This window comes from Bremerella sp. P1 (assembly GCF_028748185.1).
In the GTDB taxonomy this organism is placed as follows: Bacteria; Planctomycetota; Planctomycetia; order Pirellulales; family Pirellulaceae; genus Bremerella.
This window is the reverse complement of sequence record NZ_CP118164.1, coordinates 1,193,606-1,216,183: the sequence shown is the minus strand read 5'-3', so window position 1 is coordinate 1,216,183 and position 22,578 is coordinate 1,193,606. Positions and strand designations below refer to the sequence as shown.

The following is a 22,578-nucleotide window of genomic DNA, read 5'->3' as shown; positions in this document are numbered from 1 at the left end:
TCATCAACTCTCTTCAAGCCAGAAGGTGCGTTATGCGTGCTCGTTGGACATGGTTCGTTCTGTTGGCGTTGGCCTTTCCGTGTGCCTGTTTCGCCTGCTTGTGGGATGAAGACACGCTCGAGATGGAGCGGCAGCAGTATCCCGAAGTTCACGAGCTGATCGCAGGGCACTTTGTGCGACATAGCGATGCCTATTACCAGTGGCGCATCGGCGATCGCACCACCAAGTCGGTCGATCAGCGAACTCCCGAGGACTACAACGACATCGCCGTTGCCTACGACAAATTGGGCGAGCACGAAAAGGCGATCGAAACGATTCGCGAAAAGATGGGGCGCTGGCCTGACGAAAACCTCTATGAGTCGGAGGCCAATCTCGGCACGTTCCTGATTCATTCGGGCAATTTCGACGAAGGCCTGGTGCACATTCAACGCGCGATCGAGATCAATCCAGAGGCCCACTTCGGCCGCGAGATTTATCAGCAGTTGTTGGTGCAGTATGTCATCGAGCGACGTGCCGTCGGGGCCAAACTGCCGCTAAACCCAGATCAAGAAGAAGTTGACTGGGGCGACCATAAGCCACGCGTTGCTGGCTTTGCCGCCTATGTGAAGGAAAAACGGGGCGACGATGCGAAGGATGGCGTCGATGCCGAATACGCCAGAGCCCTCAAAGGCGTGCTGGGCATGGTGCGGTTTGGCCATCACGATTCGCCCATCTTGATGGAAGCCGTCGGCGACTTGCTTTCCGCTTCGCAGCCAGCCAACTTGCTGGCCGCCCGGGCCTACCTGCGGGCCTCGTACGAGGTGGACGATCCAGCTACCCAAGAGGACTTCCGTTTGAAAGCCGCCAATGCGGTTGCCAGTCAAAAGCATCCCGCACCAGGTAAGACGATCAACGCGGTCGAAGCGGCCCTGAAAGACGAACTGGCCCAGGCCGATACGTTAGCCGCACAGATCGCCGCGGACGAAGCGAAGTGGATTGCCAACGGCGACCGCGTCGACGAGAAGTTCAGCGAGAAGTATTACGACAACCCACAGTTGGATATTGCACAATCTCAGGAGGAATCAAACCGCTTGGCGAGTATGCATTCTTCCGATACGGTTCTTGACCACAACACAAGTTCGCGAGAGCTCGGTCCACCGAGAGCAGCCTCGATCGATCTCGCCATCCTGGCAGTGATTGGCCTGGTCGTCTTTGGCGCTGTTATCCTCCTCATCTTCGTGAATATCAAAACGAAGCGTGCCTGGGTCGAGTTCATGTATGAAATGCAAAACCGGGATCGCAAATAGGGACTGTTCGTCCTGGGTGGCGTCGTCGTGTTTGCTGCGATCATGATGCGGCGTCCATCGGACCCGTTCGAGCAGTAACCTTTCTGAGTTTTAACCGACGATGCTTTCGCGTGTTTACGCGTAACCAAAACCTATTCCGAGAACAATCATCAGGAAGGTCAGCCCAGCCGGTCCGAAGATGCCGATCCAATGATATCGATCACGGCTTTTGGCTCGCGGCCGATCGAGCGCAAGTTCGCCGATTGCGAGAACAAAGATGGCGACGCCCAGTATAAAGCCTCCGAACGTGGACGCGATCAACAGGATGTGTGAGATCATTCCCAGCACCGCCAGTTGGTCGAGCATGGCAGCGGGAAATTGAAGGAGTACCACGACGCCGAAGGCCAGGATCGACCATGCCAAAGCTTTCCAGTAAAGCGGTTCAGCGGTCGTCAATGCGATCGGCGTTAGCAGCAACAGCACCAGCGTTTGGTTGATCGTCGTCTGGACAACATACCACATGCCAAACGATGTGAACCCGATTTCAATGTCTTCGCCGGTGCCCCACACATCCGACCCGAACTGGGCTGCCCGCGAGGCAACCATCAAAAGCAAAAACCAATGTCCCGGAGCGAGCAGCGAGACCTTCTTCTGAAGTAGCGAGTCGACGAAAATACCAACTCCGATGCCGGCAAGCATCCCTTTGCTCAATTCCAGAAAGGTCATGACCATCGTGGCCGGAGTAAGATCCATTCCCGAATGCAAAGCCAAGAAGCCAACGTATTCTGCCAGCAGCCCCAGAAGGACGCCGCAAAACAGAGGAACCGTACGAGGTCGAAAAGATTGATCCACGGTTTCGGCCAATTTCCCCGTTTCTGAGCGGGGAGTGGCGTAAGGATTCACCGCAGCCGCATCAGCCGATGAGCCCTCTTCGTTGGTTTCATTCATATTACAGGCGGCCTAAGGGGCGGTTGATTACCAAGTTGGCCCAAGGCTATTCCCTCGGCTGACTTATGTCAAACAGCCCCTTGCCACCACTGGCCCCCTAGTCGAAAATGAACCTCTTGTTCCAGGGCTTTCTCTGTTTGGGTAGGGAAAGCGTGTCCCTGGTTCGGCCCCTCACCCTAACCCTCTCCCCTCAGGGGCGAGGGGACAAGATTTGAGGTGGGGCCGCTATTTACTTCATTGTCCATTCGCTTGCGAGCATCAAAAAATGCCTAGCTGTGTTCTTGCTTACTCTGGTGGTCTCGATACGTCGGTCATTTTGGGATGGCTGCAAGACGAAGGTTACGATGTGCACGCTGTGTACGTCGATTTGGGCCAGCCCTGCGAGGATCGCGAGGCCATTCTGCAGAAGGCAAAGGACTGTGGCGCCGTGTCGTCCCGGATTGTCGACGGCCGTGAAGAGATGTGCCGTGACTTCGCTTTCCCGGTTCTGCAGTGGCAAGCCAAGTACGAATCGATCTACCTGCTGGGTACCTCGATCGCTCGCCCGCTGATCTCGAAGCTGTGTCTGCAAGTTGCCAAGGAAGTTGGTGCCGATGCCTATGCTCACGGTGCGACCGGTAAGGGTAACGATCAGTGCCGTTTCCAACTGGCCGCGGAAGCCTTGGATCCAACCGTGAAGGTGATCGCACCTTGGCGAATTGAAAAGTTCCGCAAGGCATTCCCAGGCCGAACCGAACTGATCGCTTACTGCAACGAAAAGAACATCCCAGTCAAAGCTTCGACCGCCAAGCCGTACAGCAGCGACGAGAACGTCCTGCACATCAGCTACGAAGCTGGCGAGCTGGAAGACTTGACTGTCAACGGTGTCGAACTGGTCGACTTCGGCATGACCGTCAGCCCGCAAGATGCTCCTGACAAGCCAGAGACCGTGACCATCAAGGTCGAAAAGGGCGTGCCAACCCACGTCAACGGCGAGAAGTGCACCGCGCTGGAAGTCGTGACCAAGCTGAATGAAATCGGCGGTCGTAACGGCGTCGGCCGCATCGACATGGTCGAGAACCGCTTCGTCGGCATGAAGAGCCGCGGTGTGTATGAAGCCCCTGGCATGACCATCCTGTACGACGCGCTACTGAACGTCGAACAGCTGACCCTGGACCGCGACCTGATTCACCTGCGTGACCAGCTGAAGCCGATCGTGGCCGAAGACGTCTACAACGGCTTCTGGTACAACGCCAAGCTCGACGCCCTGCTGGCCTTCATCGAAAACGCCATGCAGAAGTGCACCGGCGAAGTTACGCTGCAGCTCTACAAAGGCAACATCATCGTCGCCAGCCGCTCCAGCGAATTCAGCCTTTACGACGAAGGCATCGCCACCATGGAAGGGGGCGGCAGCTACAACCAGGACGACGCCGAAGGCTTCCTGCGAATCCAAGGTCTGCCGAGCCGAGTCCAAGGCCGAGTCACGCCTCGGGCTTACTAATCGCCTGGCGATTGAACATTGAAAATAAGTTCTCAAGGCAGCCGAGCGAATCGCTCGGCTGCCTTTTTTTATTCGCTCGGTAGTAGCTTGGCAGTTTATCGAAAAACGAGGCCTCGCCGGGCACTTTCGTATGAGATGCACTGACGATGGTTCTAAGCAGGTACTTACCAGCGGCAAACAATTAGTCGTTAGCCGCCAGGGAAAAAACGCCCAGACTGCCTCTTCGCCTAAGCTCTTAGCAGTTAGCAAGTTAACGATTGCTTGCGCTACGTGTTTCCTAATAGTCAATTTGTTTGAGATTATTAACTTGACTATCCCGCGAAACTACATAGATTGGCGGGTACACCCCCTTCATGAGATCTCGAAATCATTTCTGCCATTGTTTTTCTAGTTCTTGAAGGACCCTCCCTATGCGACGCTCTCATACGTCTGGCTTTACGCTGGTCGAGCTACTAGTTGTGATTGCCATTATTGGCGTCTTAATCGCCCTTCTGCTTCCCGCCGTTCAGCAGGCCCGCGAAGCGGCTCGGCGGATGTCGTGTTCCAACAATCTGAAACAGGTTGGCGTTGCGCTGCACAACTATCACGACACGTTTTTGGCCTTCCCTTTTGGAAGTCGGGTAGGCGTCAGCAGTTCGTTTGGGCCTTCCTTCTGGGGAGGCTTATTGCCTTTCATTGAGCAAGGGGCGTTGTATGACCAACTCAACTTTTCGGTTGCCCATTGCGGTTGGAGTGCGAACAGCGGTGTTTTGATCGGCGAGACGCCAGCGTCGATGGTGTGTCCATCCTTTCCGGGAGACGCCTCGGATGTGCCTACCAATGCATGGGATTCCGCTTCCACCTATATCGGCATTGCCGGCGCCGTGATCAACAACTCCAACTACACCGAAACGCGGACGGTCACCGGATTTGATTGCTGTTCCCACTCCGGAGGTCACAACAATGGCACCGCCGCTGCTGGCGGTATGTTGGTGGCAAACAAGAACATTCGCTTCCGTGATGCCACGGATGGGACCAGTAACACGCTGGTCATCAGTGAATTGGGAGGACGGATGTTTACTGCCAATTCAAGCTCGTTCGCTAATATTCCGGGGCCCAACGTGTTGATGACTGGCAGTGGTATTTCTCATGGCTGGTTGATGGGAACCAATGGAGGCGGCACGCCGACCGGGATCCGTACGTTCAACCTCACTACCATTCGCTACGCACCCAATACGAGGAACTTTGATCTGGATGGGATCAACGGCAACTATGGCCCAAATAACCCGCTGCTTTCGGAACATCCAGGCGGGGTGATGGGTGTGTTCTCGGACGGCCACGTCGAGTTCATTTCCGAGACGATCGACCTTGATGTTCTGAAATATCAAGCGACTCGAGACGATGGCCAGGTCATCGCGGGAAGTTAGAAATCGGCTCTCGTATTGAAACGTGCTGTTGGTCACCAGCAGCACTTGAGATTCCCGTAATAACTATCTCTCAGTGAGATCCAAGGAACAGCTATCGTGAAGCGTTTATTCTTTTTCATCATGCTATTAGCGGCTACAGTGGCCGGATGCCAAGAGGCCCAGACAGGTCTCAAAGGCGTGAAAGGAAATGTCACGCTCGACGGAGCTCCGGCTCCCGAAGGCGTCCAGGTTCGGTTCACAGAGGTTGGCGGCGACTACTCGTTCACCACGCGAACGTCCGCCGACGGGACCTACGAATACTTGCCGCCTGAGTTCGCTCCGCTCAAGCGAGGTAACTATCATGTCGCCGTTCTTCCACCGGGTGGCAAAACGGTGACCGACGAGACCGGCCTGTCGGTCGAAGAGAAGGTCAAAGGTGCCCCTACGAATTACGGCAAGTATTCCGTTCCGAGCAAGAGTGGAATTACCGCCGAGCTGGGTGACTCGGTCGTGAATCTCGATATCCAGGTCGAAACTTAAAAGTTCTTCGCCCAGGGCCGTATACCGCAACGCCACTGCCAATTTCGGCAGTGGCACTCGCCGTGACACTTCGCAGGTCACGCCGTTTCTCTCGCGTCTTTTCGACGCCCTGTAAAAAAGTTGCGCGCGCACTATCTTCCAAGACCATCAGGCTGGTATACCTAAGCCATGCCTGGGGACGTTCCCCGCAAGCCATCCTTTTCATCCGTGTGCCGCTGGCCTCTATCCAGTGTCTTCGAGCCCCATTCTTTGTGGCTCACCAGTACCCAATTCATGCTGGCTGGAGTTGCGTGTCACACGAGTGCAACGAGTATCGCCATGTCATCGCCCATCGCACAATCCGAACAAAGCGGCCAGCTCTCGCCAGAGAGTAAGCCGCAGGTTGTCGTGCGCGCTGGCAAGTACTTCCTCTGCTCGGCCTGCGGGACAATGGTCCAGGTGCCTGCCGAGGTCGTGGGGCAGCTGGTGATTGCGGTCGGTCATCCATCGCAAGATACGCATGTCGAAAAGACACATGTCCCCGAAGAATCGGGGGAGCAAGCATGCCACGGCAAGGAACCTGTCCCGCATGTGCCTGTTTCTGATGTGCCGATCGCGGTCGAAGATCATCCAGACGCTACCCGTCACCAAAAGATCAGGCCGCCGCGTCCCCGACGTCCGAAAGAACCGCAACCAGTAAGTTTCGCCGGCACCACCATCGACGGGCTCAGGGTGCCGACCAGTCATCAACTCGACCGCGCGCTGGCCTGGGTCACGTTTCACCTCAAGGTGCTCGACCGACAAGGGAGTGAAGTGGGGCGGCTGAAGAAACTGCTCAAGAAAATGCGGCGGCACCAACAAAGCGCTCCGGCGAGTAGTCATTGGAGCGACAACCCCTCAGGCAGCTCGAAGAAATCCTCTGTACGCTCACGGGCTAAGGTTCTTAAGCAGAATAACCAAGAGCACGCCCCCGCAGACATAATTATCACGCCCAGACCGAAGTCGAATCGGTCGCTTGCAAGACGAACGTCATCCACGCATAGGCAAGGTCGCCCACGGCGCAGCGCAAAACGCTTGCCGGGACGCGGGCCTCCGCGATGAAGCGGCAGACAATGTGAACCTCAGACCAACGGCTCGCAATAGCCTTCGTGGCAGTGTGTTCGTATGCGCGCTGGCGATGCTTATCGCCGCCGTGCCGGTGGAAAGATCCGATAACCTTCCTTGCCCAGCTCTATACGAAACAGCCCAAAGCTTGTCTTGCCTTGTTCGTTGGGCTCGGTTTGGGCGGTGATGTAAAGTGCGTTCGGTTCGTCGGGTCCACCGAAGATGCAGTTGGTGGGGACATCAGGTACCTTGATCACGGCTAATTGCTCACCGGTGGGGCTGAAGACGTAGACGCCTGCGTCGTCCCCCTGGCCGGCGGTGGCGTAGATGTTGCCTTGTTGGTCCATGGCCATGCCGTCGATGCCGCGGCGTCCCATACCAAAGTCAAACAGTTTGATCGCCGGGCCGAAGGTGCCGTCCTTTTCGATCGGCATTTTCAGTAGCGACCGGGCTCCACCGAACTGGTTGTTGTTATCGGCCACGTAAGCGGTGGTGCCGTCCTGCGAGATCAAGATGCCGTTGGGACGCTGGATCTTGTCGCTGGCAACGTGGGCTTTGCCATTGCGAATGAAGTAGACTCCCTCGAAGTCGATCTCCTTCGGGGAATTGCCACCATAACGCGGGTCGGTGAAGTAAACAGTTCCGTTCGGAGCGATGGCCACGTCGTTGGGGCTGTGGAAGTGCTTGCCTTGCCAGTTGTCGACGACGGTGGTGACCTTACCGTCAAGCGATCGAATCGAAACGCGACGCGGGCCTCCGCCAGCGCCTTCGCAGGAAAGCAAGCGTCCCTGGGCGTCGTGCATCATGCCGTTCGAGTTATTCGAGTCGGCTCGGAAGACTGTCGTCTTCCCCGATTTCGGATCATATCGCAGTGTTTTGCTTTCCCGCACGTCGCTGAACAAGATCGCTCCGTCAGCCGCGACGGTCGGACCTTCGGTGAAGGTGCCGCCGCTGTAGACGACTTCGAGTTTGCTTGCGGGGGGAACGAACTCGGCCTGCTTCGTCGCTTGGAAATGCAGTGGATCACGCGGGGCTGGTTCTGGGTTGGGCATCTGGGCGAGGACCGTACCCAACGCTTGCCGAGCCGCAGTCGCCGCCGCAGGTTCCGCTACGGGGCTGAGGGGGCTTTGCTCCAGCGGATCGGCGGAAACGTCAAACAGCTTACTGTCGTCGTACAACTTGAACTGCTTATCGCGGGCAAAGCGAATGTGTGCGAACTGATCCTTGTCCCAGCCTGGACGCGGGTCGTAGTGACAGAACACCCAGGGCCGAACGTCTGATGCCTGGCCAAGCAATTGCGGATAGAAGCTGATCCCGTCGATGCCTCCTGGCGTTAGCTTCTGCTGCCGAGCGGCTTCCAATAGCGTCGGCAGGAAATCGGTTGAGTCGACCAGGTTGTTATTCTTACCAGGGGTAATGTGACCGGGCCAACGAGCAATCAACGGTACGTGTGTGCCGGCGTTGGTCGTCGAGCCTTTGCCGCCAGCGACGGGGCCGCTGTTCGTTTGCGACGTGATTTTGACGTGCGTGCCGTTATCGCTATAGAAGAGAATGAGCGTCGACTCCTTCAATCCGAGGGCATCGACATTGTCGACAATCTTGCCGACACACTTATCGGTGTAAGCAACCATGTCGGCGAAGTAGCGGGTATCTTCTTCCAGGCGACGGCTCGGGTCGGACCACTCCTTGCTGTCTGGCGTTGGGACCATCGGCCAGTGCGGCAAGGCCATGGGGTAGTAGACGAAGAAAGGCTGATCTTTCTGGCTGGCCTCGCGGACGTAGTCGTTGATGAAGTCGACCCACAGATCAGGACCGTACTTGCCATCGATATCTTCGTGCAGGGTACCGTTGATGTTGAGTGTTGGGTTGGCGTAGCGAGAACCCTTCAGCTCGGTGTGTCCGCTATGAAACATGTTGTAAGAATCGAAGCCGGCATCCTCGACCTTCATGCCAGTATCGCGCCGCATCTGAGCGCCGGGGTAGTCAGGCGGGTCATAGCTTTGCAGTTGCCACTTGCCGGCCATGCATGTTTGATAGCCGGCCTGCTTCATGAAGTGACCGAAGGTGCGTTCGCTGGGATCGAGAATACCGAAGAATTTCCAGTTCCGATTGTTGTACTTGCCGGTCATCAACTGGACGCGGGTATTGGTGCATAGCGGCTGGGCATAGGCGTGCATGAACTGCTGCCCTTCGCCGGCCAAGCGGTCGAGATTAGGGGTCTTGTAGCTCGTGCCGCCGTAACAGCCGAGCCCTTCGACGCCTAGGTCGTCGGCCATGATCAAGATGATGTTGGGACGCTCGTCAGCAAAAATGCTGGTAGCGGCGAGCAGAACAATACCAAGGGCAAGTCGCGAGAATTGCATGAAGGAGGCCTGGTGGAATGAAGCCAACGGGGCAGGGGAGTAGGTTCCACGTATGATAATTTACGCTGCCCGCTCGATCTACGGACGCCTGGCAAGCGATGGCGAACCTGCCAGAATTTGGGCCAATTCGGTCCAAGATTCGTTTTCCTGCGACGAATAACTTGCTGAGGGACCGTATGCGCGGGGTGTTTCTGACGGGGAAATGCCTGGACATTTGCCTGGTCGCGAGTACGATTCCCTTGAAATTGGAGGAATCCCTATGAGTAAATCTGAAGCCTACGATCGGCTGCATGAATATGCCGAAAAGGCATCGCCGGAAGATGTTCAGAAGATTCGCGAGAAGCTTTCCGGTATGAATCGTGGACCCATCATGAAGATCTGGGACGATGTGCTTTCCCTGTGGAAGATGATTGTCGATCCCAATGCCAGTTGGACCTCGAAAGCGATCGCCATCGGGGCGGTGCTCTATTTGGTCTCGCCGCTGGATGGTGTGCCGGATCTGCTTCCCCTGATTGGTCTGACCGACGACGCGGCCGTGATTCTGGCAGCCGTCGCGACGCTGGCGTTTGAGCTGAAGAAGTACCGCGATGCGAAAATGTCGAACACGGTCGATGGAAAAACGAGCCAACCAGCCGCGGCAGCATCCTGATGTTCGACTAGCAACGCGGAACAAAATTTGCTCTCCTAAGCGGTAGGCTCTACGCTACAAGAATCACCGCGAAGGAGAGAAGCCGATGATCATCGATTGTCACACGCATCTGAATAATTATCACGAGGAACGCGTTCGCTCGATCACCGAGTGCCTCGATCATCTGCAGGAAGATATGTCGGCCAATAGTGTCGACTATGCCTTGGTGCTTAGCTCCTACAAGATCACGCCTCATAGGCCGGCAACGCGTGACGTCGTTCAGGCGACGCGTGATTTCGATAACATCGCCGTCGTCGCCGGCATCAGCTATCTGCATTACAAAGAGCGCGACCTCCGCGAAATGGCCGACTTCCTCCGCGACGGCCTCGTGAAAGGGTTGAAGCTGTATCCCGGGTACGAGCCCTTCTACCCGCACGATAAACGTTTACAGGTCATCTACGACTTAGCGATCGAGTTCGACGTGCCGGTGATGATCCATAGCGGCGATACGTACAGCCCAACCGGCAAGGTACGTTACTCGCATCCGCTACATATCGATGACGTGGCGGTCGACTACCCCGATTTGAAACTCGTCATCTGTCACGTTGGCAATCCGTGGATTCGCGATTGCATGGAAGTGGTCTACAAGAATGAAAACGCCCACGCCGACATCAGCGGGCTGGTGCTGGGGGACTTCGAGGACCGCTTCGAGCAGTTCATGCTGCAAGAGATCCGCGAGATGATCCTGTACGCAGGCGAACCGAAGTACCTGCTGTATGGCACCGACTGGCCCATCTGCGGCATGAAGAGCTATCTTAAGTTTATCCGTGGGCTCGGCCTTCCGGAGAAGAGTTTAGAGCTGATCATGTGGCAGAACGCGGCTCGGCTTTTCAAGCTGGACGTGGTGGATGGTAAGGTCGTGAACTAACGATCTTCGATGCTAAGAAAGTCATGCCACCGCACCCCATCGGGCAGTTCTGGTGACGCGGCGAACTCCAAGTGCACGATCCGACGATGCGCGGTAATGCCTTCTTTCGACATGCTGCTGGCGTGCGAAACGAGCGGCCGCATGGCCAGGACGTCGCCGGCCTGGGCGGCGAGAATGACTGGCGGCTCTTCTTTCGTGGCGTCTAATAGGTGCGAGCCTGGGATGACCGACAGCGGGCCGTTCACAGGGGTCATCGCGTCGAGGTGAATCCGCAGGGTGAGCATGCTCGCGAGCAACTGGTCGGAGGCTTCCAGATGAGCGATACCGGCTTTCTGAGTCGGGTTGTCAAAGTGCTCGCTGATAATCGTGTTGTCCGTGACCGCAATCGTGCGATCACGATGCCACGGCAGCGACCAACTGCGATCGGGCGGCTTGTCGAAATACAGTCCTCGTACCAGGCCGACTTCCGCGCCCAGCGTCTGGTGCAGTACTTCCGCCAGCGGCGGCGTGCGTGCCAGATCGATCAGCCAGGCAGCGGCAGCCAGCAGATTGCGCGAACCATAGATCCGTCCGCGGCTCTCGAGAACGGCCGGTCCGGGGTGGGCCTCGAGTGCTGCGATCAACCGCGTACCAAGATCATGCATTTGGTCGGCTGAAAAGATGCCGGGCAGCATCGCGTAGCCATCTTTTTCGAGGGATGCGTAAAGGTCTGACATGGTGGTCGGCGAAGTAGGAGAGACATTGACGAGATCGAGCGTCAATCATTGCGATCGGGAACTCGATCCCATCATTCTAGCCAACATGAGAACGCTTCGCCGAGAGGATCTACTCAACAGGAGATTCGCTCAGGAACGACTCGACGCCTTCCTGAATCAGCTTGACCAGTTTGGGATCCATGAACTGATACTTGTCAGGTATTTCCAAGACATGCACAGGCCTTTGGCCGAGTGCATTGCGGTAGAGCGAACGTAATTTGGCCAGGTGTTCGTACTCCATGACGAAGACCACGTCGGCCCAACGCAAGTCATCTGGCGAGATCCGCCGCGCGGCCTTGGGGCTAAGGCCGCGCGAGCGAACCGCGAGTCGCGGGTCATTACAATAGACCCGCTCTGCCGTTGGACTTCGCCAAAGGTTCTTCGAGCAGATAAACAAGATCTTCGTGGGGGACGTCACGCTCTGTTCCTTCTGAGGGACTGCTATCGCCGCGGCGGTGGACCAAAGCCCGGTCGACCACCCGGAGGTCCAAAACCCGGGCGTCCTCCCCCGGGGCCGCGACGAAAATCATCGGACGGGGTACCGCGATAGTTGCGGGGGATTACCGGCCAATGGTTGGTCAGGTAGTAGGCATACGTTCCTTCCGGATACTCAGGCGTGACGGCGAATCGGCCGTTGCACTCGTCCAGGTCACCATGCCCTTCGACGTATTCGTAGTCCTGAACGAACGTACCGTCATAACGACCGCCTGGCTGATTGTCGGTACTGGGACGACGCCCTTTCTTCAGCCGGAAGGAAGATTCCAGCTGGACAATTTCGCTTTCGGGATTGTTCGGATCTTGAAAGCCGTACAGGGCATAAATTGGAAAACCATCGGCGGCCCAGCCAACGATCGGCGAATGCTTGCCACGTTGTACGTTCAGGCTTTTCAGCAAATCGCTCGGCAGTCCGTGGTAGTGATACGCACCGGTCGGTTGCACGTGGGCATGATTGGCATCGATACCCAGCGACACGGCCCCTGACAGGGCTTCATACTGCCAGCCGCCGCGCGGATCGCCGTTGTACCACTCGGCAGCACCTGGATCGAAAGGAACGCCGTTGACGCCAATGCCAAAGTTCTGCATTCGCAGGGGAGTGATTTGACTGGCCGGCTTGGGCTCGGCCGGCAGATGAAAAACATACTGCTGCTGAGTAATTCCGTTGGGGTTGCCATGGTTCGGGAACGAACCGGTCCGATGATCGGGAATACCATTGGCCCGAATGACTCGCTCGTTACCAACCACCTCAATGGAGACTTGGTTTTGACCCGGAGGCTGGCTATCGGCGGGAATGAGCCGTAATGCTTTCGCCTGAGTCACCAAGTGCCGTCGCATGCGAGGTGCCAGTTGCGCGAGCATCGGCCCGGCCCCGAGTATGATCGCGAGGAACATGAGGATTACAAGATGGTATTTGCGCGTCATAGGTAAATCTCCCGTAGATTGCTCTCTACTGGTTTAGCAGTATATCGGTTATGAAACCGAGGTGCGAGAGAATTGTTCCGCCCTATTGGGTAGAAATTCGCAGAAAGTCACTTTAAGATCGGCCTAAGTCCTTTTCCACTACACACCTTGCGCAATTGCGTTTGATGCCTAGGAATCTGCCATGATCTGTGCCCGCCCTCTGCTAATGACTTTGACCGCCGCCGTACTGTTGATCGCGACAACCACGCTGCAGGCGGAACAAGAGAAGAAGGTCATCAAGAACATCGAGTTCGCCGAGGTTGATGGGCATAGCTTGAAGTTGGACCTCTACTTGCCGCAGAAGAAGGACGCTCCGCTGGTCGTGTGGATCCACGGCGGTGGCTGGCAGGGCGGCAGTAAGGAGGGTTGCCCTGTCACGTGGCTAAACGATCATGGCATGGCCGTCGCGAGCATCTCGTATCGATTAACCGATAAAGCCACGTTCCCAGCCCAGATCCAAGACTGCAAAGCGGCCGTGCGTTGGCTACGAGCCAATGCCGACAAGTATGGCTACTCGACCGAGAAGATCGGTGTTGCTGGCTCCAGCGCCGGTGGTCACCTGGCCGCGCTGATGGGAACTTCCGGAGAGGTGAAGGCGCTGGAAGGAGACGTCGGCGGCAACCTCGATCAGTCGTCACGCGTTGCGGCCGTGGTCGACTACTACGGAGCGACCGACTTCGTCCTCCGTTCGAAGACGCAGCCACACCGCGCGAATAAGAAGGGCTCAGTCGTCTACAAACTGTTAGGCGGCGGAGCCGACGAAAAGGTCGAACTGGCCAAACAGGCTTCGGCCGCGTTCCACGTAACCGAAGACGACCCACCGTTTCTGGTCATTCACGGCGACAAGGACAACACGGTCCTACTGGATCAATCGCAGCGAATTCAAACGGTCTACAAAGAAGCTGGCCTGCCGCTGGAGTTGATCGTCATCGAAGGAGGTGGCCACGGCGGTGCTGAGTTCTACAAAGGCGAGCCCCGCGAGCGAGCCATCGAGTTCTTTAAACAGCATTTGAAGTAGAGCGTCGGCAAGTACGAAGTGTCTGACTTTCAAGTTCTTCTGTGCCTTTCAACGAGAAGTGGTTGATGGGATCGATGGATCAACCAATCAAAGTTGCTTGATGCAGTCGCTTGCGCTATCTGCACGTCGATGCTATCGCTGGTAGCGTGCATTGCGATATCCATCTGGACGATTCCCGACGGTTTGCGGTAATGTCCCGCCGCGATTCTCCAATACTTGAACTTCGACTAGTCTCGCCGTCGATATTGGAAGAAACGTTTGTCAGTACGGAACGTCCATTGGTCAGCATGTTCGATCCGCCCACCTTTATGGATAGCAAGGTAGTCATTTCCATGACGAAATTTGCCACCGCATCTTCGCTCGTAGCACTGTTGTTCGTCACGCCTGTGTTCGCTCAAGACACGACACCCCTTCCGCCGGTTGAGCCACTTCCAACCGAACCCATCCCGGCACCGACGCCATTTACCTTCCAGCGGCAGACGCAAAACCAAGCGGGCACGGTGACCAACACCATGCAGGTTTTGGATGCTCCTGAAGAAGGGCGTTTTGTCCGTGAGCATATGGTGACCAACCCACGCGGCGAGATGACGCAGTCTTACGAACGGATCAACACCGAAGACGGTTATAGCCAACTGCGTACGCAAACCTGGACCGCTCCGGATGGAACCATCATGCGGCAGCACGAACGTTCGCTCACGGGTACCGACCCCAACAACTACACACGCCAGCACATGGTGACCTTGCCCGACGGTCGTGTGGTCAGCCAAACACAAGTTCGGACTTGGGACGGAACAAGTGGCACCATGGAGCGTACGTTCGTTGGCCCCAATGGTCAGACGCGCGAATCGGTCCGAAGCTGGACCCCAGATGGTGAAGTGAGCACGGCAACGTTTGAAGCTTCTCGAACTGCTTCGGAATCGTTCGCCTCGACCTCGATGCAACCGACCACGTCCAAGCCGGCCGAGAAGGTAAGCTGGTGGCAGCGTTTGAATCCGTTCAGCAAGAGCGGCAGCAGCACCTCGGCTGCCGCTTCCACCGCAACACCTCGCCGTGGTTTTACCATTGGGAACGGCCAGGAAAGTCGAAGTGCATCGGCTCGATCCGATTTTGATTCGACCGATCATCCTTCCATGCATGCCAGCCAAAACACGCATCGACCTTCGTGGGCTGGTAGCACACCTCGCTCCGTGTCGCCACAAACACGCGTGAACAACGGAGGCGGAAGTGCCGCTTCGATGGCATCTCGAGCAAGCAGTGCTCCTGGACGAAATCGCTAGGGGGACTTCTCTTGCGTCGCTTAGAACAGCGCGCCCTTGCCGCAGCAACGACATGCCTGGCCATCGCCGGGCTTGTCACTTGTTGTGAGACAGGGCATGCGCAGCAAATGAATGTTTTTCCATCCGATGGCGGACCGGTCTATTCCGTCCAGCCGATGGATCGTACTCAAAACGAATTCCTGGCCGAGCCAAGCTGGGGGGCTCCGGCCGAGCCGTCCCCGATTGAGCAGACGTGGACGCAGAAGGTGGTTCGCATGGCTCGCGGACGCGTTCAAATCGAAGGTGGCTATTCGTACTTGCGCGGCCCCAATGGTTTTGGCTCGCAGCACGCGGTGCCTGATATGCTGCTGCGAATGGGATTGTCCGACCGGTTGGAACTTCGCTTGGGATGGCCAGGCGTTGTCTTCAACGACGGCGGCAGCACTAATACGCTCGATCCGACCATCGGCGTCGTTTACGATCTGTGGGGACAAGATGGCTATCGGCCGCTGACCGCCGTGCATGTGGCGTTGCCGGTTTCGATGGAAGGAAACCCATTTGCTCTCAATAGCTTTCAGCCCCTGACCGAAGTGATGTACTCGTGGCAAGTCAGCCCATGGGCGGCGGTGACAGGCCGCACTGGGTTTGCCTTGTTCGATGTCTTTGGCGATGACTATACGCAGATTCAACAGAGCCTGAGCTACGACGTGGTACTGACTGACCGCGTCGGTGCGTTTGTCTCGTGGGAAATGCTGGCCGATATCGGTTCGCAGGATGACACGAGTCAGCACATGCTCGGTGGCGGGCTTTCGTATCTTTTAAGCGATCGCTGGGCCATTAGCTGGCGCAGCGCGTTCGGCGTGAACGAAGCCGCCCCTGACTTTCTTAACGACATTCGACTCGCCTATCGCTTCTAAGGCCATAGGCGATCGCTTTTAGTCGCCCTTCGCGTGCTTCTTGATGAACTGCGTCATCAGCAGAACGCCTGGCTCGACCATGTTGCCGTGGGTGAAGCCTTGTAGTTCGTAGAGCTGAACGTCGGGGTGTTTGACCGACTCCAGCATTTTGAAGAGCAGGGCGTTTTCTTCGTAGCGGAAGGGGAATTCCAGGTTGCGATCGCCCGTGGTGAGCAGCAGTGGTGGCGTGTCTTTGCGAACGTGATAGAGCGGGGCCAGGTCGTCGGCGACACCAGTCTCGCGGCCGAGGCCTCGTTCCATGCGGATCGTGAAGTGCGTGAAGGTTTGGCCGCTGTGGGGGATAGCACCGGCCAGGTCGTTCGGACTAATTCCGTGCGGCTTGAGCCAACGCTCGTCGAGCACCAGCATACTGGTCAGGTAGCCGCCGGCCGAGTGACCGCTGATGAAGATCTTGCTGGGATCGCCGCCGTACTTCTGGATGTTGGCAAACGTCCAGGCAACTGCTGCGGCGGCATCTTCCAAGTAGACCGGTGCGTTCACCTGGGGGCTATGCCGATAATTGGCCGAGACGACCGCGTAGCCGTTGTGCATTAAGTAGTCGGGGATCTTCTTATCGCCAGCTTCGAGGCCTCCGCCATGAAACCAAACCACGGTGGCAAAACCATTACTTGCTGGCGTAAATACATCGACGCGGCACTGCTGTTTGGCGTAGTCGTCCAGGCCAGCTTCCGTGCGGTAAGGGATGTCGGTTTCCAGCTTGGAACCGGTATCCTCCGCATATAGCAGGGAAGGAACAGCGAGTAGGAGCAATGCGCGAAGGAAGGTCTGGCGAGTCATCATGGTGTTCATCAACGGTAGGTAGAATTCAATCGAGTGAGAGCAACTATCGTAGCACAAGCCACTGGACCGTGCTAAAGCTGGTTGTAGGGGATGCTGAACGTGTCTCCCTGGTCCATGTCGCCGGTCTTTAAACCTTTATAGAACCAGCGGGCACGCTGCTTGGAACTGCCGTGGGTGAAGGACTCAGGCACAACGTACCCGCGTGCTTCCATTTGCAATCGATCGTCACCAATAGCGGTCGCCGCGTTCAAGGCTTCTTCGATGTCCCCTTCTTCCAGGATGTTCCAGTTCTGCTGGGCATGGTGTGCCCAGACACCGGCGAGAAAATCGGCTTGAAGTTCCTGTCGGACGGAGAGCTCGTTGGCTTCCTCTTTGCCGACTCGCGTACGCGCGCGGTGGACTTCTTCGCTGATGCCCAATAGGTTCTGCACGTGATGTCCCACTTCGTGAGCGATCACATAGGCTCGGGCGAAGTCACCTCCAGCCCCCAGGTTATTGTCCATTTCGTCGAAGAAGCTGAGATCGATGTATACCTTTTGGTCCAGCGGGCAGTAGAAGGGGCCGGTCGCCGCTTGTTGAAAACCACACGCCGACTGGACCGTCCCGCGGAACATGACCAGCGTGGGGTCGCGGTACTGCTTGCCGACTAGTTGAAACTGCTCGCCCCAGACGTCCTCGGTATCGGCCAACACGACGGAAACAAACTGAGCTCGCTCGTCATCGGCCGGATTGACTTCGGCCGGAGCACCACCTGGTTGCTGAACGGCCAGTCCGCGCAAAATGGCCAAGGGGTTACCACCAAGCAGCCACACCAGCAGCATGATCAGCAAGATGCCCAAGATACTTCCGCCGCCAGCCACTGCCGGGCCACGGGAAGATCGCCGATCCTCAACATTCTCGCTACCGCGTCGTCCTCGCCATCGCATGCCTGAATCTCCTCAGCATTCCCACGTTAAAAGGGTTCCAGCTGGCAATCTCGATAATCACCACTGATTGTCCCTTAGCCGTAGAGCAAATGGGACACCAAAATGAACAAATTCAGAAAGGTTCGACGTAACGAAAGCTTGTCGGCCCTTGTTTCCCCATTTGCGTGGGTAACGCGCGTTGTCCCAATTTCAGCTTCTGGTAACGTTCAACCCTCGTGGCGGTAAACCGTAAACAAAAATGTTGATTCGGATGCCGGCCATCCCTTTTCCAGCCACTCGGATACCTGATATAAACCTACTTCCGCGCAGTTAAGAACACTCGCGGGAAGCAATCTTTTCTTTATCTTTTCTTATGCGACGGGGCAGACGCAGCATGCGATCTTCTAGGGGAATGCGCTATGAATATCTGCTACGTTAGAGGCCGCCAACCGTTAAATTGCCTGGCTTGGATACTCGCCACTGTTTGCGGGCTCGTTGGATTCTCTGGCTGCGGTAATGACAGTTACGCGCCACGGTATCAAGTCTCGGGAACGGTCACCTATGCTGGGCAGCCTCTTCCTTCGGGGTTGGTGAAGTTTGAACCCGATGTCGAAAAGGGAGGTACCGGGCCAGGTAGCTACGCACCGATCAAGAATGGCGTGTATCGCACCGAAGAAGGCGTGTGTGCCGGACCGATGAAGGTCTCGATTTGCGGCTTTGAAGAGGATGCGATTGAGATCGTCAAAGATGGCGAGTTCGCGCTCGAGGGAACCCAGATCTTCAAAGAGTATCCCACGCAGGCAGAAATCAAAAATGAGGACACGGTGATTAACTTCGAGGTGCCTGAGCTTTAACTGCAAAAATGCCAGAACGCCGAGTATGGCTCGGCGTTCTGAACATTCAGGTCGTGACATTGATTCGCTTACGGCGTGGTAGCCTTCGCGCGGTTATAGTTGGGAACGAAGTCGTTCCAGCCATCGAAGTCCCAGATGCAAAGCCGTCCCTCCTTCGAGAATTCATCCCTGCCTCCGGTGAATGTCCATTTCGGAGGCGTGCCAGATCGTGTGTACGCTTTCTGCGCGACGATCTCGCCGATGTAGCACCGTGATGCCGGATCGTTCTGATTCTGGCCATTCCAGACGCGATCGATTCTGCCGCATCGCTGTGAGGATGGGCGAAAGTTTCCCTGGACGATATTCACGGTGCCTGGGGTAACGGAGGTGACGACTTGGACGTGTCCGCCTCCTTGGTACAGGATGATCAGGTCGCCTGGCTTGGCCAGCGGCAAGCTGACGTTGGCGTTCCCCTTCTGGGCGCCTTTCACCATCACGACGGTATTGTAGTCCAACAGGTCGCTGGCCCCGGTCGAAGGGAGCACTGCGTCCAGGTACGCCGCCTTCGAATTGAACTTGGCCGGGTCGAGCCCCTGTGAGTTGGCGTTGTTGCCGAAGAATACCGGCAGATTATTCTGCTCAGCAAAGTCGACCACCATGCGGATCGAAAGGTCCTCGCAGGTCGAACGCAAGTTGCCTGCACGGCGTGGACCATTGGTTTTAGCGTAATTACGGTAGGACTGAATCGTGGATGGCGTCCACGCGTTCTTCACTGTCCAGGCCGGCATATCTGTTCCCTCCCCGATGAGATTCGTACGTTAGAAAAGCGGTAGACGCCGCGCAGAGCTTGGCGTCTTCCCGGTTAACGACCTCTCACGGAGATGGTTGCCACAATTCTCAGATATTGCGGTAAGCGTGCACCCATCAGTGTGAATGCATGCGTTACGATTCCAGCTCAGCGTTGGCTTTCCGCTGCTGTTTGCGGTACTGGCTGGGGGTGACATTCAATTCGTCACGCAGCAACTTATTCAAGTAGGAATAGTGACTGTAGCCCACCATGGCTGCGATCCGCTGCGTCGAGAGATTAGTCGTCTCGAGCAAATGCTTCACGCGTTCCAAGCGAACTTCGCGGATCACTTCCCCCATCGAGCGGCCGATCTGCTTTTTGAATTCGATCTCTAAGGTACGGATCGGAATTCGGACTGCACTCGAAACATCCTTCAAGCGAATACCGTCGCAGGCATGTTCGCGAATGTAGCTCACGGCCCGATCGATATCGGTCACCGCGGCACGTTTCCAGCCGGTGGTTGAACGCCTGGCCGAGACCTGCTCGGCGGGGATCTCGAAAACGGTTTCCTTCGGGGTGTTCCCTAAGATCATCGAGTGCAGTAGCGACGCACAGCGGTAGCCAATCTCGACGCCGGGCGTATGCACGCTGGAAAGTGGTGGATCGGCCATGCGAGCACGTTCCGAGTCTCCCACGCCCAGCACGCCGATTTCATCAGGAATCGAGAGCCCCATTTCGAGGGCGATCTTCGCGACAAACTCGGCCACGACGTCGTTAAGCGCGACAACGGCAAGCGGCTTGGGGGACTTCTCTAGTAGCTGTTGAATCTTTTCGACCGTTGATTCGGAGATCTCTCGGTCTTCATCAACCGTATCCACCGGGATTTCCTTGAGGGCAACGGCCTTGAGCTTGATGCCGCGCTTGGTGAGTTCATCCGCGAGTCCGTCGCGGCGTCGTTTCGATCCGTCCGACTTCTGGTATCCGACGAAGGCAATGTGCTCGAAGCCTGCTTCGGTCAGGTGAGACGCGGCAAGTCGACCGACCGAATGCACATCGGTGTAGACCGAGACGAAGCCGGAATCAATCAAGTCGCCACTGGCCAGGACTACCGGGACTTTGCCTCGCTTGAGCCAAGTGGTGATGCCGGCGTTGCGACCAGCGGAAACGATGGCCCCGTCCACTTTGCCCGCCCACGGAGGATTGCCGACCAGGTTGGGGTCGTTGCTCGAGAATCGAAAGTCGCGAACTTGAATGTTGGGATACTCTTCGATGTAATTGAGTAGTCCTTGCAACACGCGTCGGGAATGTTCGGTCCAAGAAGCTGAATGGATCCCGATCGTTATTTTTTCACTCATATGCGTCCAGAATGTCAGGTTGGCCCGTCAAAGGGAGAGGACGTCGACGTGCGCGATCTTGTATGGTGTATTGCGCAAGGTTTTACGTGCAATTTCGTGTTTTTGCAATAGACTAGGTGGTTGTTTCTCCCTAAGAGACGGGGCGTATTTGTACCAAATCATGGCATAGATGGCCTAATTTGGCCGGTCTGCTTGTTATCGTATGTGGTTTCCTGTAAAGCGTTTAAGAGTACTCATTGCCAGGCTTGTCAACGTATCCTGCCTGTATCGAAAGAATTCTCTAATGGTCCGAAAGTTTTTGTTTCTGCTTGCCCTCTTGTCGTGTGTTTTCGCGCACAGAACGGCCGTCGCTGAGCCATTTCAGTGGGCGTCTCCTTTCGGTGATCACATGATTCTGCAGCGCGATATGCCGATTCGGGTTTGGGGCTGGGGAACACCAGGCGAGAAGGTCACCGTGAAGATCGGCGACCAGCTGGTTATGAGCAAGGATCCGCAGGCCACCACCACGGTCGCCGCCGACGGCAGTTGGAAGGTATCGCTGGAGGCTATGCAAGCCGGCAGCGGTTATGAGCTGATTGCCCGGAGCGGCGAGCAGACGCTGATCGCCCAGGATGTCATGTTCGGCGAAGTGTGGATTTGTAGTGGACAGTCCAACATGCAAATGGGCTACAAGGGTATCCCCGAAATCAAGAAACTCGCGGATAGGCTGACTTCACAGCAGGTTCGCTGTTTGCAGATCACACAGGACGTGGCGTTCGAGGAGCAAGATCGTTGCCAGGCAAAGTGGATCGCCGGCCCTGGCAACAGTGCCGTTGCCACCACGTTCGCTTACGACTTGCAGAAGTCGCTAAACGTGCCGGTCGCTGTTATTGAAACCTCCTGGGGAAGCTCGTCCATCGAAGGCTGGATGCCGCGCAGTTTGGGTAAGGACCTGCCTCACTTCCAAGCGGCACTGAATCAGTTGGACACCGAAGAGCACGACCGCGTCGCCAGCTTGATCGCCAAACAGGCAGGCGGCGAGCGATGGACGCGCGATGAAAACATTTTCCTCCGCAAGCGGCCGAATCTTCTGTATAACGCGATGTTGCATCCGCTCGAACCACTTAGCGTTCGCGGGATGGTGTGGTATCAGGGAGAAGCCAACTCGCATTCGCTCGTGACGATGAAGCAGTATGGCGAGACGCTCAAGCTATGGACCCAACTGCTGCGGGATCGCTTTCAGAACGAGGACTTCCAGATGCTGGCCGTCATGCTTCCTCGCTATGGTCGCATGGCTGCTACGTCGCCGACCAAGGATGTTGAGTCACCCATCGCGCACGGATGGGCATGGATGCGCGAGTCGCAGGCCAAGCTCTTGGAACTGCCCAACACCGGGCTGGCGAACACGATCGATCTGGGACACCTCACTAACATTCATCCGACCGACAAACGTCCCATTGGTAAACGGTTGGCGATGATCGCGCTGAACTATCTTCAGCCGGGCAGAGTCGATCCGTCCGGTCCGCAATTGAAGAGCATGCAGATCGATGGAGCGACAGCCGTGGTATCGCTTAGTCATGCCCGAGGTCTGAAGACCACGGACGGCAACGACCCAACGGGATTTTGGATTTCCGGCAAGGATCGCAAGTGGAAGCCAGCGGTGGCCAAGATCAACGGCGAGACGGTTCGCTTGACCAGCGAAGACGTCCCTGATCCGGTCGCCGTTCGCTACGCGTTTGCCTCGTTCCCGCAAGTGAATTTGATCAACGACTGGGATTTGCCGGCGGTGCCGTTCCGAACGGATGACTACGCGCCGTAGGTTGATTTCAGGAAACTTCGCGAAACATCCGAATTA

General features: G+C 56.6%; 21 protein-coding genes. 12 read left to right on the top strand and 9 right to left on the bottom strand.

Features of this window, described 5'->3' with window-relative positions:
- Positions 1-32: 32 nt before the first annotated feature.
- Entirely contained in the window at positions 33-1,286 is a 1,254-nt protein-coding gene (locus tag PSR63_RS05115) for a hypothetical protein (protein ID WP_274331311.1), read from the top strand.
- A 114-nt stretch (positions 1,287-1,400) separates the two neighbouring features.
- Here the strand turns inward: PSR63_RS05115 and PSR63_RS05110 are convergent, their stop codons facing one another.
- On the bottom strand, positions 1,401-2,213 hold the full coding sequence (locus tag PSR63_RS05110) for a hypothetical protein (protein ID WP_274331310.1): 813 nt from the start codon (positions 2,211-2,213) through the stop codon (positions 1,401-1,403).
- Positions 2,214-2,478: 265 nt separating this feature from the next.
- On the opposite strand from PSR63_RS05110, the gene PSR63_RS05105 reads away from it, so the two are divergent.
- The 4 genes from PSR63_RS05105 (at position 2,479) to PSR63_RS05090 (ending at position 6,698) form a co-directional block, all read left to right on the top strand.
- Positions 2,479-3,693: an argininosuccinate synthase gene (locus PSR63_RS05105; RefSeq protein WP_274331308.1), complete on the top strand. Its 1,215-nt coding sequence runs from the start codon at positions 2,479-2,481 to the stop codon at positions 3,691-3,693.
- Between the two features lie 410 nt (positions 3,694-4,103).
- Positions 4,104-5,099: a DUF1559 family PulG-like putative transporter gene (locus PSR63_RS05100; RefSeq protein WP_274331306.1), complete on the top strand. Its 996-nt coding sequence runs from the start codon at positions 4,104-4,106 to the stop codon at positions 5,097-5,099.
- Positions 5,100-5,195: 96 nt separating this feature from the next.
- Positions 5,196-5,618, top strand: coding sequence for a carboxypeptidase-like regulatory domain-containing protein (locus tag PSR63_RS05095; RefSeq protein ID WP_274331304.1), 423 nt, complete (start codon positions 5,196-5,198; stop codon positions 5,616-5,618).
- A gap of 318 nt (positions 5,619-5,936) precedes the next feature.
- On the top strand, positions 5,937-6,698 hold the full coding sequence (locus PSR63_RS05090; protein ID WP_274331302.1) for a hypothetical protein: 762 nt from the start codon (positions 5,937-5,939) through the stop codon (positions 6,696-6,698).
- 80 nt (positions 6,699-6,778) lie between these two features.
- Here PSR63_RS05090 and PSR63_RS05085 read toward each other — a convergent pair whose 3' ends face one another.
- A complete protein-coding gene (locus PSR63_RS05085; RefSeq protein WP_274331300.1) occupies positions 6,779-9,064 on the bottom strand; it encodes a sulfatase-like hydrolase/transferase in 2,286 nt (761 codons plus the stop codon).
- 259 nt (positions 9,065-9,323) lie between these two features.
- Between PSR63_RS05085 and PSR63_RS05080 the strand changes: the two genes are divergently transcribed.
- Both PSR63_RS05080 and PSR63_RS05075 read left to right on the top strand, forming a co-directional pair.
- The gene (locus PSR63_RS05080; RefSeq protein WP_274331298.1) at positions 9,324-9,713 is read left to right on the top strand and encodes a YkvA family protein; all 390 of its coding nucleotides are present in this window, start codon (positions 9,324-9,326) and stop codon (positions 9,711-9,713) included.
- Positions 9,714-9,798: 85 nt separating this feature from the next.
- Positions 9,799-10,620, top strand: coding sequence for an amidohydrolase family protein (locus PSR63_RS05075; RefSeq protein ID WP_274331296.1), 822 nt, complete (start codon positions 9,799-9,801; stop codon positions 10,618-10,620).
- Here PSR63_RS05075 and PSR63_RS05070 read toward each other — a convergent pair.
- From PSR63_RS05070 to PSR63_RS05060, 3 genes are all read right to left on the bottom strand, one after another.
- Positions 10,617-11,381 carry a phytanoyl-CoA dioxygenase family protein gene (locus PSR63_RS05070; RefSeq protein WP_274331294.1) on the bottom strand — a complete coding sequence of 255 codons (765 nt, stop codon included), beginning with the start codon at positions 11,379-11,381 and terminating at the stop codon, positions 10,617-10,619. The genes PSR63_RS05075 and PSR63_RS05070 overlap by 4 nt on opposite strands.
- Positions 11,382-11,445: 64 nt before the next feature.
- The gene (locus tag PSR63_RS05065) at positions 11,446-11,793 is read right to left on the bottom strand and encodes a low molecular weight protein tyrosine phosphatase family protein (protein ID WP_274331292.1); all 348 of its coding nucleotides are present in this window, start codon (positions 11,791-11,793) and stop codon (positions 11,446-11,448) included.
- Positions 11,794-11,816: 23 nt separating this feature from the next.
- Positions 11,817-12,794, bottom strand: coding sequence for a YHYH protein (locus PSR63_RS05060; RefSeq protein ID WP_274331291.1), 978 nt, complete (start codon positions 12,792-12,794; stop codon positions 11,817-11,819).
- A gap of 181 nt (positions 12,795-12,975) precedes the next feature.
- Here PSR63_RS05060 and PSR63_RS05055 point away from each other — a divergent pair, with 181 nt between their 5' ends.
- The 3 genes from PSR63_RS05055 (at position 12,976) to PSR63_RS05045 (ending at position 16,024) form a co-directional block, all read left to right on the top strand.
- Positions 12,976-13,851 (top strand): alpha/beta hydrolase, encoded by an 876-nt coding sequence (locus tag PSR63_RS05055; RefSeq protein WP_274331289.1) that lies wholly within the window; start codon positions 12,976-12,978, stop codon positions 13,849-13,851.
- Between the two features lie 332 nt (positions 13,852-14,183).
- Positions 14,184-15,128 carry a hypothetical protein gene (locus PSR63_RS05050; protein WP_274331287.1) on the top strand — a complete coding sequence of 315 codons (945 nt, stop codon included), beginning with the start codon at positions 14,184-14,186 and terminating at the stop codon, positions 15,126-15,128.
- Between the two features lie 107 nt (positions 15,129-15,235).
- Positions 15,236-16,024 carry a transporter gene (locus PSR63_RS05045; protein WP_274331285.1) on the top strand — a complete coding sequence of 263 codons (789 nt, stop codon included), beginning with the start codon at positions 15,236-15,238 and terminating at the stop codon, positions 16,022-16,024.
- Between the two features lie 18 nt (positions 16,025-16,042).
- Here PSR63_RS05045 and PSR63_RS05040 read toward each other — a convergent pair whose 3' ends face one another.
- Positions 16,043-16,864, bottom strand: coding sequence for an alpha/beta hydrolase (locus PSR63_RS05040; protein ID WP_274331283.1), 822 nt, complete (start codon positions 16,862-16,864; stop codon positions 16,043-16,045).
- Between the two features lie 71 nt (positions 16,865-16,935).
- Complete coding sequence (gene ypfJ / locus PSR63_RS05035; protein ID WP_274331281.1) at positions 16,936-17,790, bottom strand: KPN_02809 family neutral zinc metallopeptidase; 855 nt, start codon at positions 17,788-17,790, stop codon at positions 16,936-16,938.
- Between the two features lie 569 nt (positions 17,791-18,359).
- On the opposite strand from ypfJ, the gene PSR63_RS05030 reads away from it, so the two are divergent.
- The gene (locus tag PSR63_RS05030; protein ID WP_274331279.1) at positions 18,360-18,623 is read left to right on the top strand and encodes a hypothetical protein; all 264 of its coding nucleotides are present in this window, start codon (positions 18,360-18,362) and stop codon (positions 18,621-18,623) included.
- 68 nt (positions 18,624-18,691) lie between these two features.
- On the opposite strand, the gene PSR63_RS05025 is transcribed toward PSR63_RS05030, so the two are convergent.
- Together PSR63_RS05025 and PSR63_RS05020 are read right to left on the bottom strand one after the other, a co-directional pair.
- Positions 18,692-19,390: a CHAP domain-containing protein gene (locus PSR63_RS05025; RefSeq protein WP_274331277.1), complete on the bottom strand. Its 699-nt coding sequence runs from the start codon at positions 19,388-19,390 to the stop codon at positions 18,692-18,694.
- A 154-nt stretch (positions 19,391-19,544) separates the two neighbouring features.
- Positions 19,545-20,684 carry a substrate-binding domain-containing protein gene (locus PSR63_RS05020; protein ID WP_274331275.1) on the bottom strand — a complete coding sequence of 380 codons (1,140 nt, stop codon included), beginning with the start codon at positions 20,682-20,684 and terminating at the stop codon, positions 19,545-19,547.
- Between the two features lie 343 nt (positions 20,685-21,027).
- Between PSR63_RS05020 and PSR63_RS05015 the strand changes: the two genes are divergently transcribed.
- Positions 21,028-22,542, top strand: coding sequence for a sialate O-acetylesterase (locus PSR63_RS05015; protein WP_274331273.1), 1,515 nt, complete (start codon positions 21,028-21,030; stop codon positions 22,540-22,542).
- The last annotated feature ends 36 nt before the right edge of the window (positions 22,543-22,578 follow it).

What these genes read in the sequence shown, in the direction of transcription:
- PSR63_RS05115 (WP_274331311.1), top strand. Translation starts at nt 33, where the DNA reads ATGCGTGCTCGTTGGACATGGTTCGTTCTGTTGGCGTTGGCCTTTCCG.
- PSR63_RS05110 (WP_274331310.1), bottom strand. Translation starts at nt 2,213, where the DNA reads ATGAATGAAACCAACGAAGAGGGCTCATCGGCTGATGCGGCTGCGGTG.
- PSR63_RS05105 (WP_274331308.1), top strand. Translation starts at nt 2,479, where the DNA reads ATGCCTAGCTGTGTTCTTGCTTACTCTGGTGGTCTCGATACGTCGGTC.
- PSR63_RS05100 (WP_274331306.1), top strand. Translation starts at nt 4,104, where the DNA reads ATGCGACGCTCTCATACGTCTGGCTTTACGCTGGTCGAGCTACTAGTT.
- PSR63_RS05090 (WP_274331302.1), top strand. Translation starts at nt 5,937, where the DNA reads ATGTCATCGCCCATCGCACAATCCGAACAAAGCGGCCAGCTCTCGCCA.
- PSR63_RS05085 (WP_274331300.1), bottom strand. Translation starts at nt 9,064, where the DNA reads ATGCAATTCTCGCGACTTGCCCTTGGTATTGTTCTGCTCGCCGCTACC.
- PSR63_RS05080 (WP_274331298.1), top strand. Translation starts at nt 9,324, where the DNA reads ATGAGTAAATCTGAAGCCTACGATCGGCTGCATGAATATGCCGAAAAG.
- PSR63_RS05075 (WP_274331296.1), top strand. Translation starts at nt 9,799, where the DNA reads ATGATCATCGATTGTCACACGCATCTGAATAATTATCACGAGGAACGC.
- PSR63_RS05060 (WP_274331291.1), bottom strand. Translation starts at nt 12,794, where the DNA reads ATGACGCGCAAATACCATCTTGTAATCCTCATGTTCCTCGCGATCATA.
- PSR63_RS05055 (WP_274331289.1), top strand. Translation starts at nt 12,976, where the DNA reads ATGATCTGTGCCCGCCCTCTGCTAATGACTTTGACCGCCGCCGTACTG.
- PSR63_RS05050 (WP_274331287.1), top strand. Translation starts at nt 14,184, where the DNA reads ATGACGAAATTTGCCACCGCATCTTCGCTCGTAGCACTGTTGTTCGTC.
- PSR63_RS05045 (WP_274331285.1), top strand. Translation starts at nt 15,236, where the DNA reads ATGAATGTTTTTCCATCCGATGGCGGACCGGTCTATTCCGTCCAGCCG.
- PSR63_RS05040 (WP_274331283.1), bottom strand. Translation starts at nt 16,864, where the DNA reads ATGATGACTCGCCAGACCTTCCTTCGCGCATTGCTCCTACTCGCTGTT.
- ypfJ (WP_274331281.1), bottom strand. Translation starts at nt 17,790, where the DNA reads ATGCGATGGCGAGGACGACGCGGTAGCGAGAATGTTGAGGATCGGCGA.
- PSR63_RS05025 (WP_274331277.1), bottom strand. Translation starts at nt 19,390, where the DNA reads ATGCCGGCCTGGACAGTGAAGAACGCGTGGACGCCATCCACGATTCAG.
- PSR63_RS05015 (WP_274331273.1), top strand. Translation starts at nt 21,028, where the DNA reads ATGGTCCGAAAGTTTTTGTTTCTGCTTGCCCTCTTGTCGTGTGTTTTC.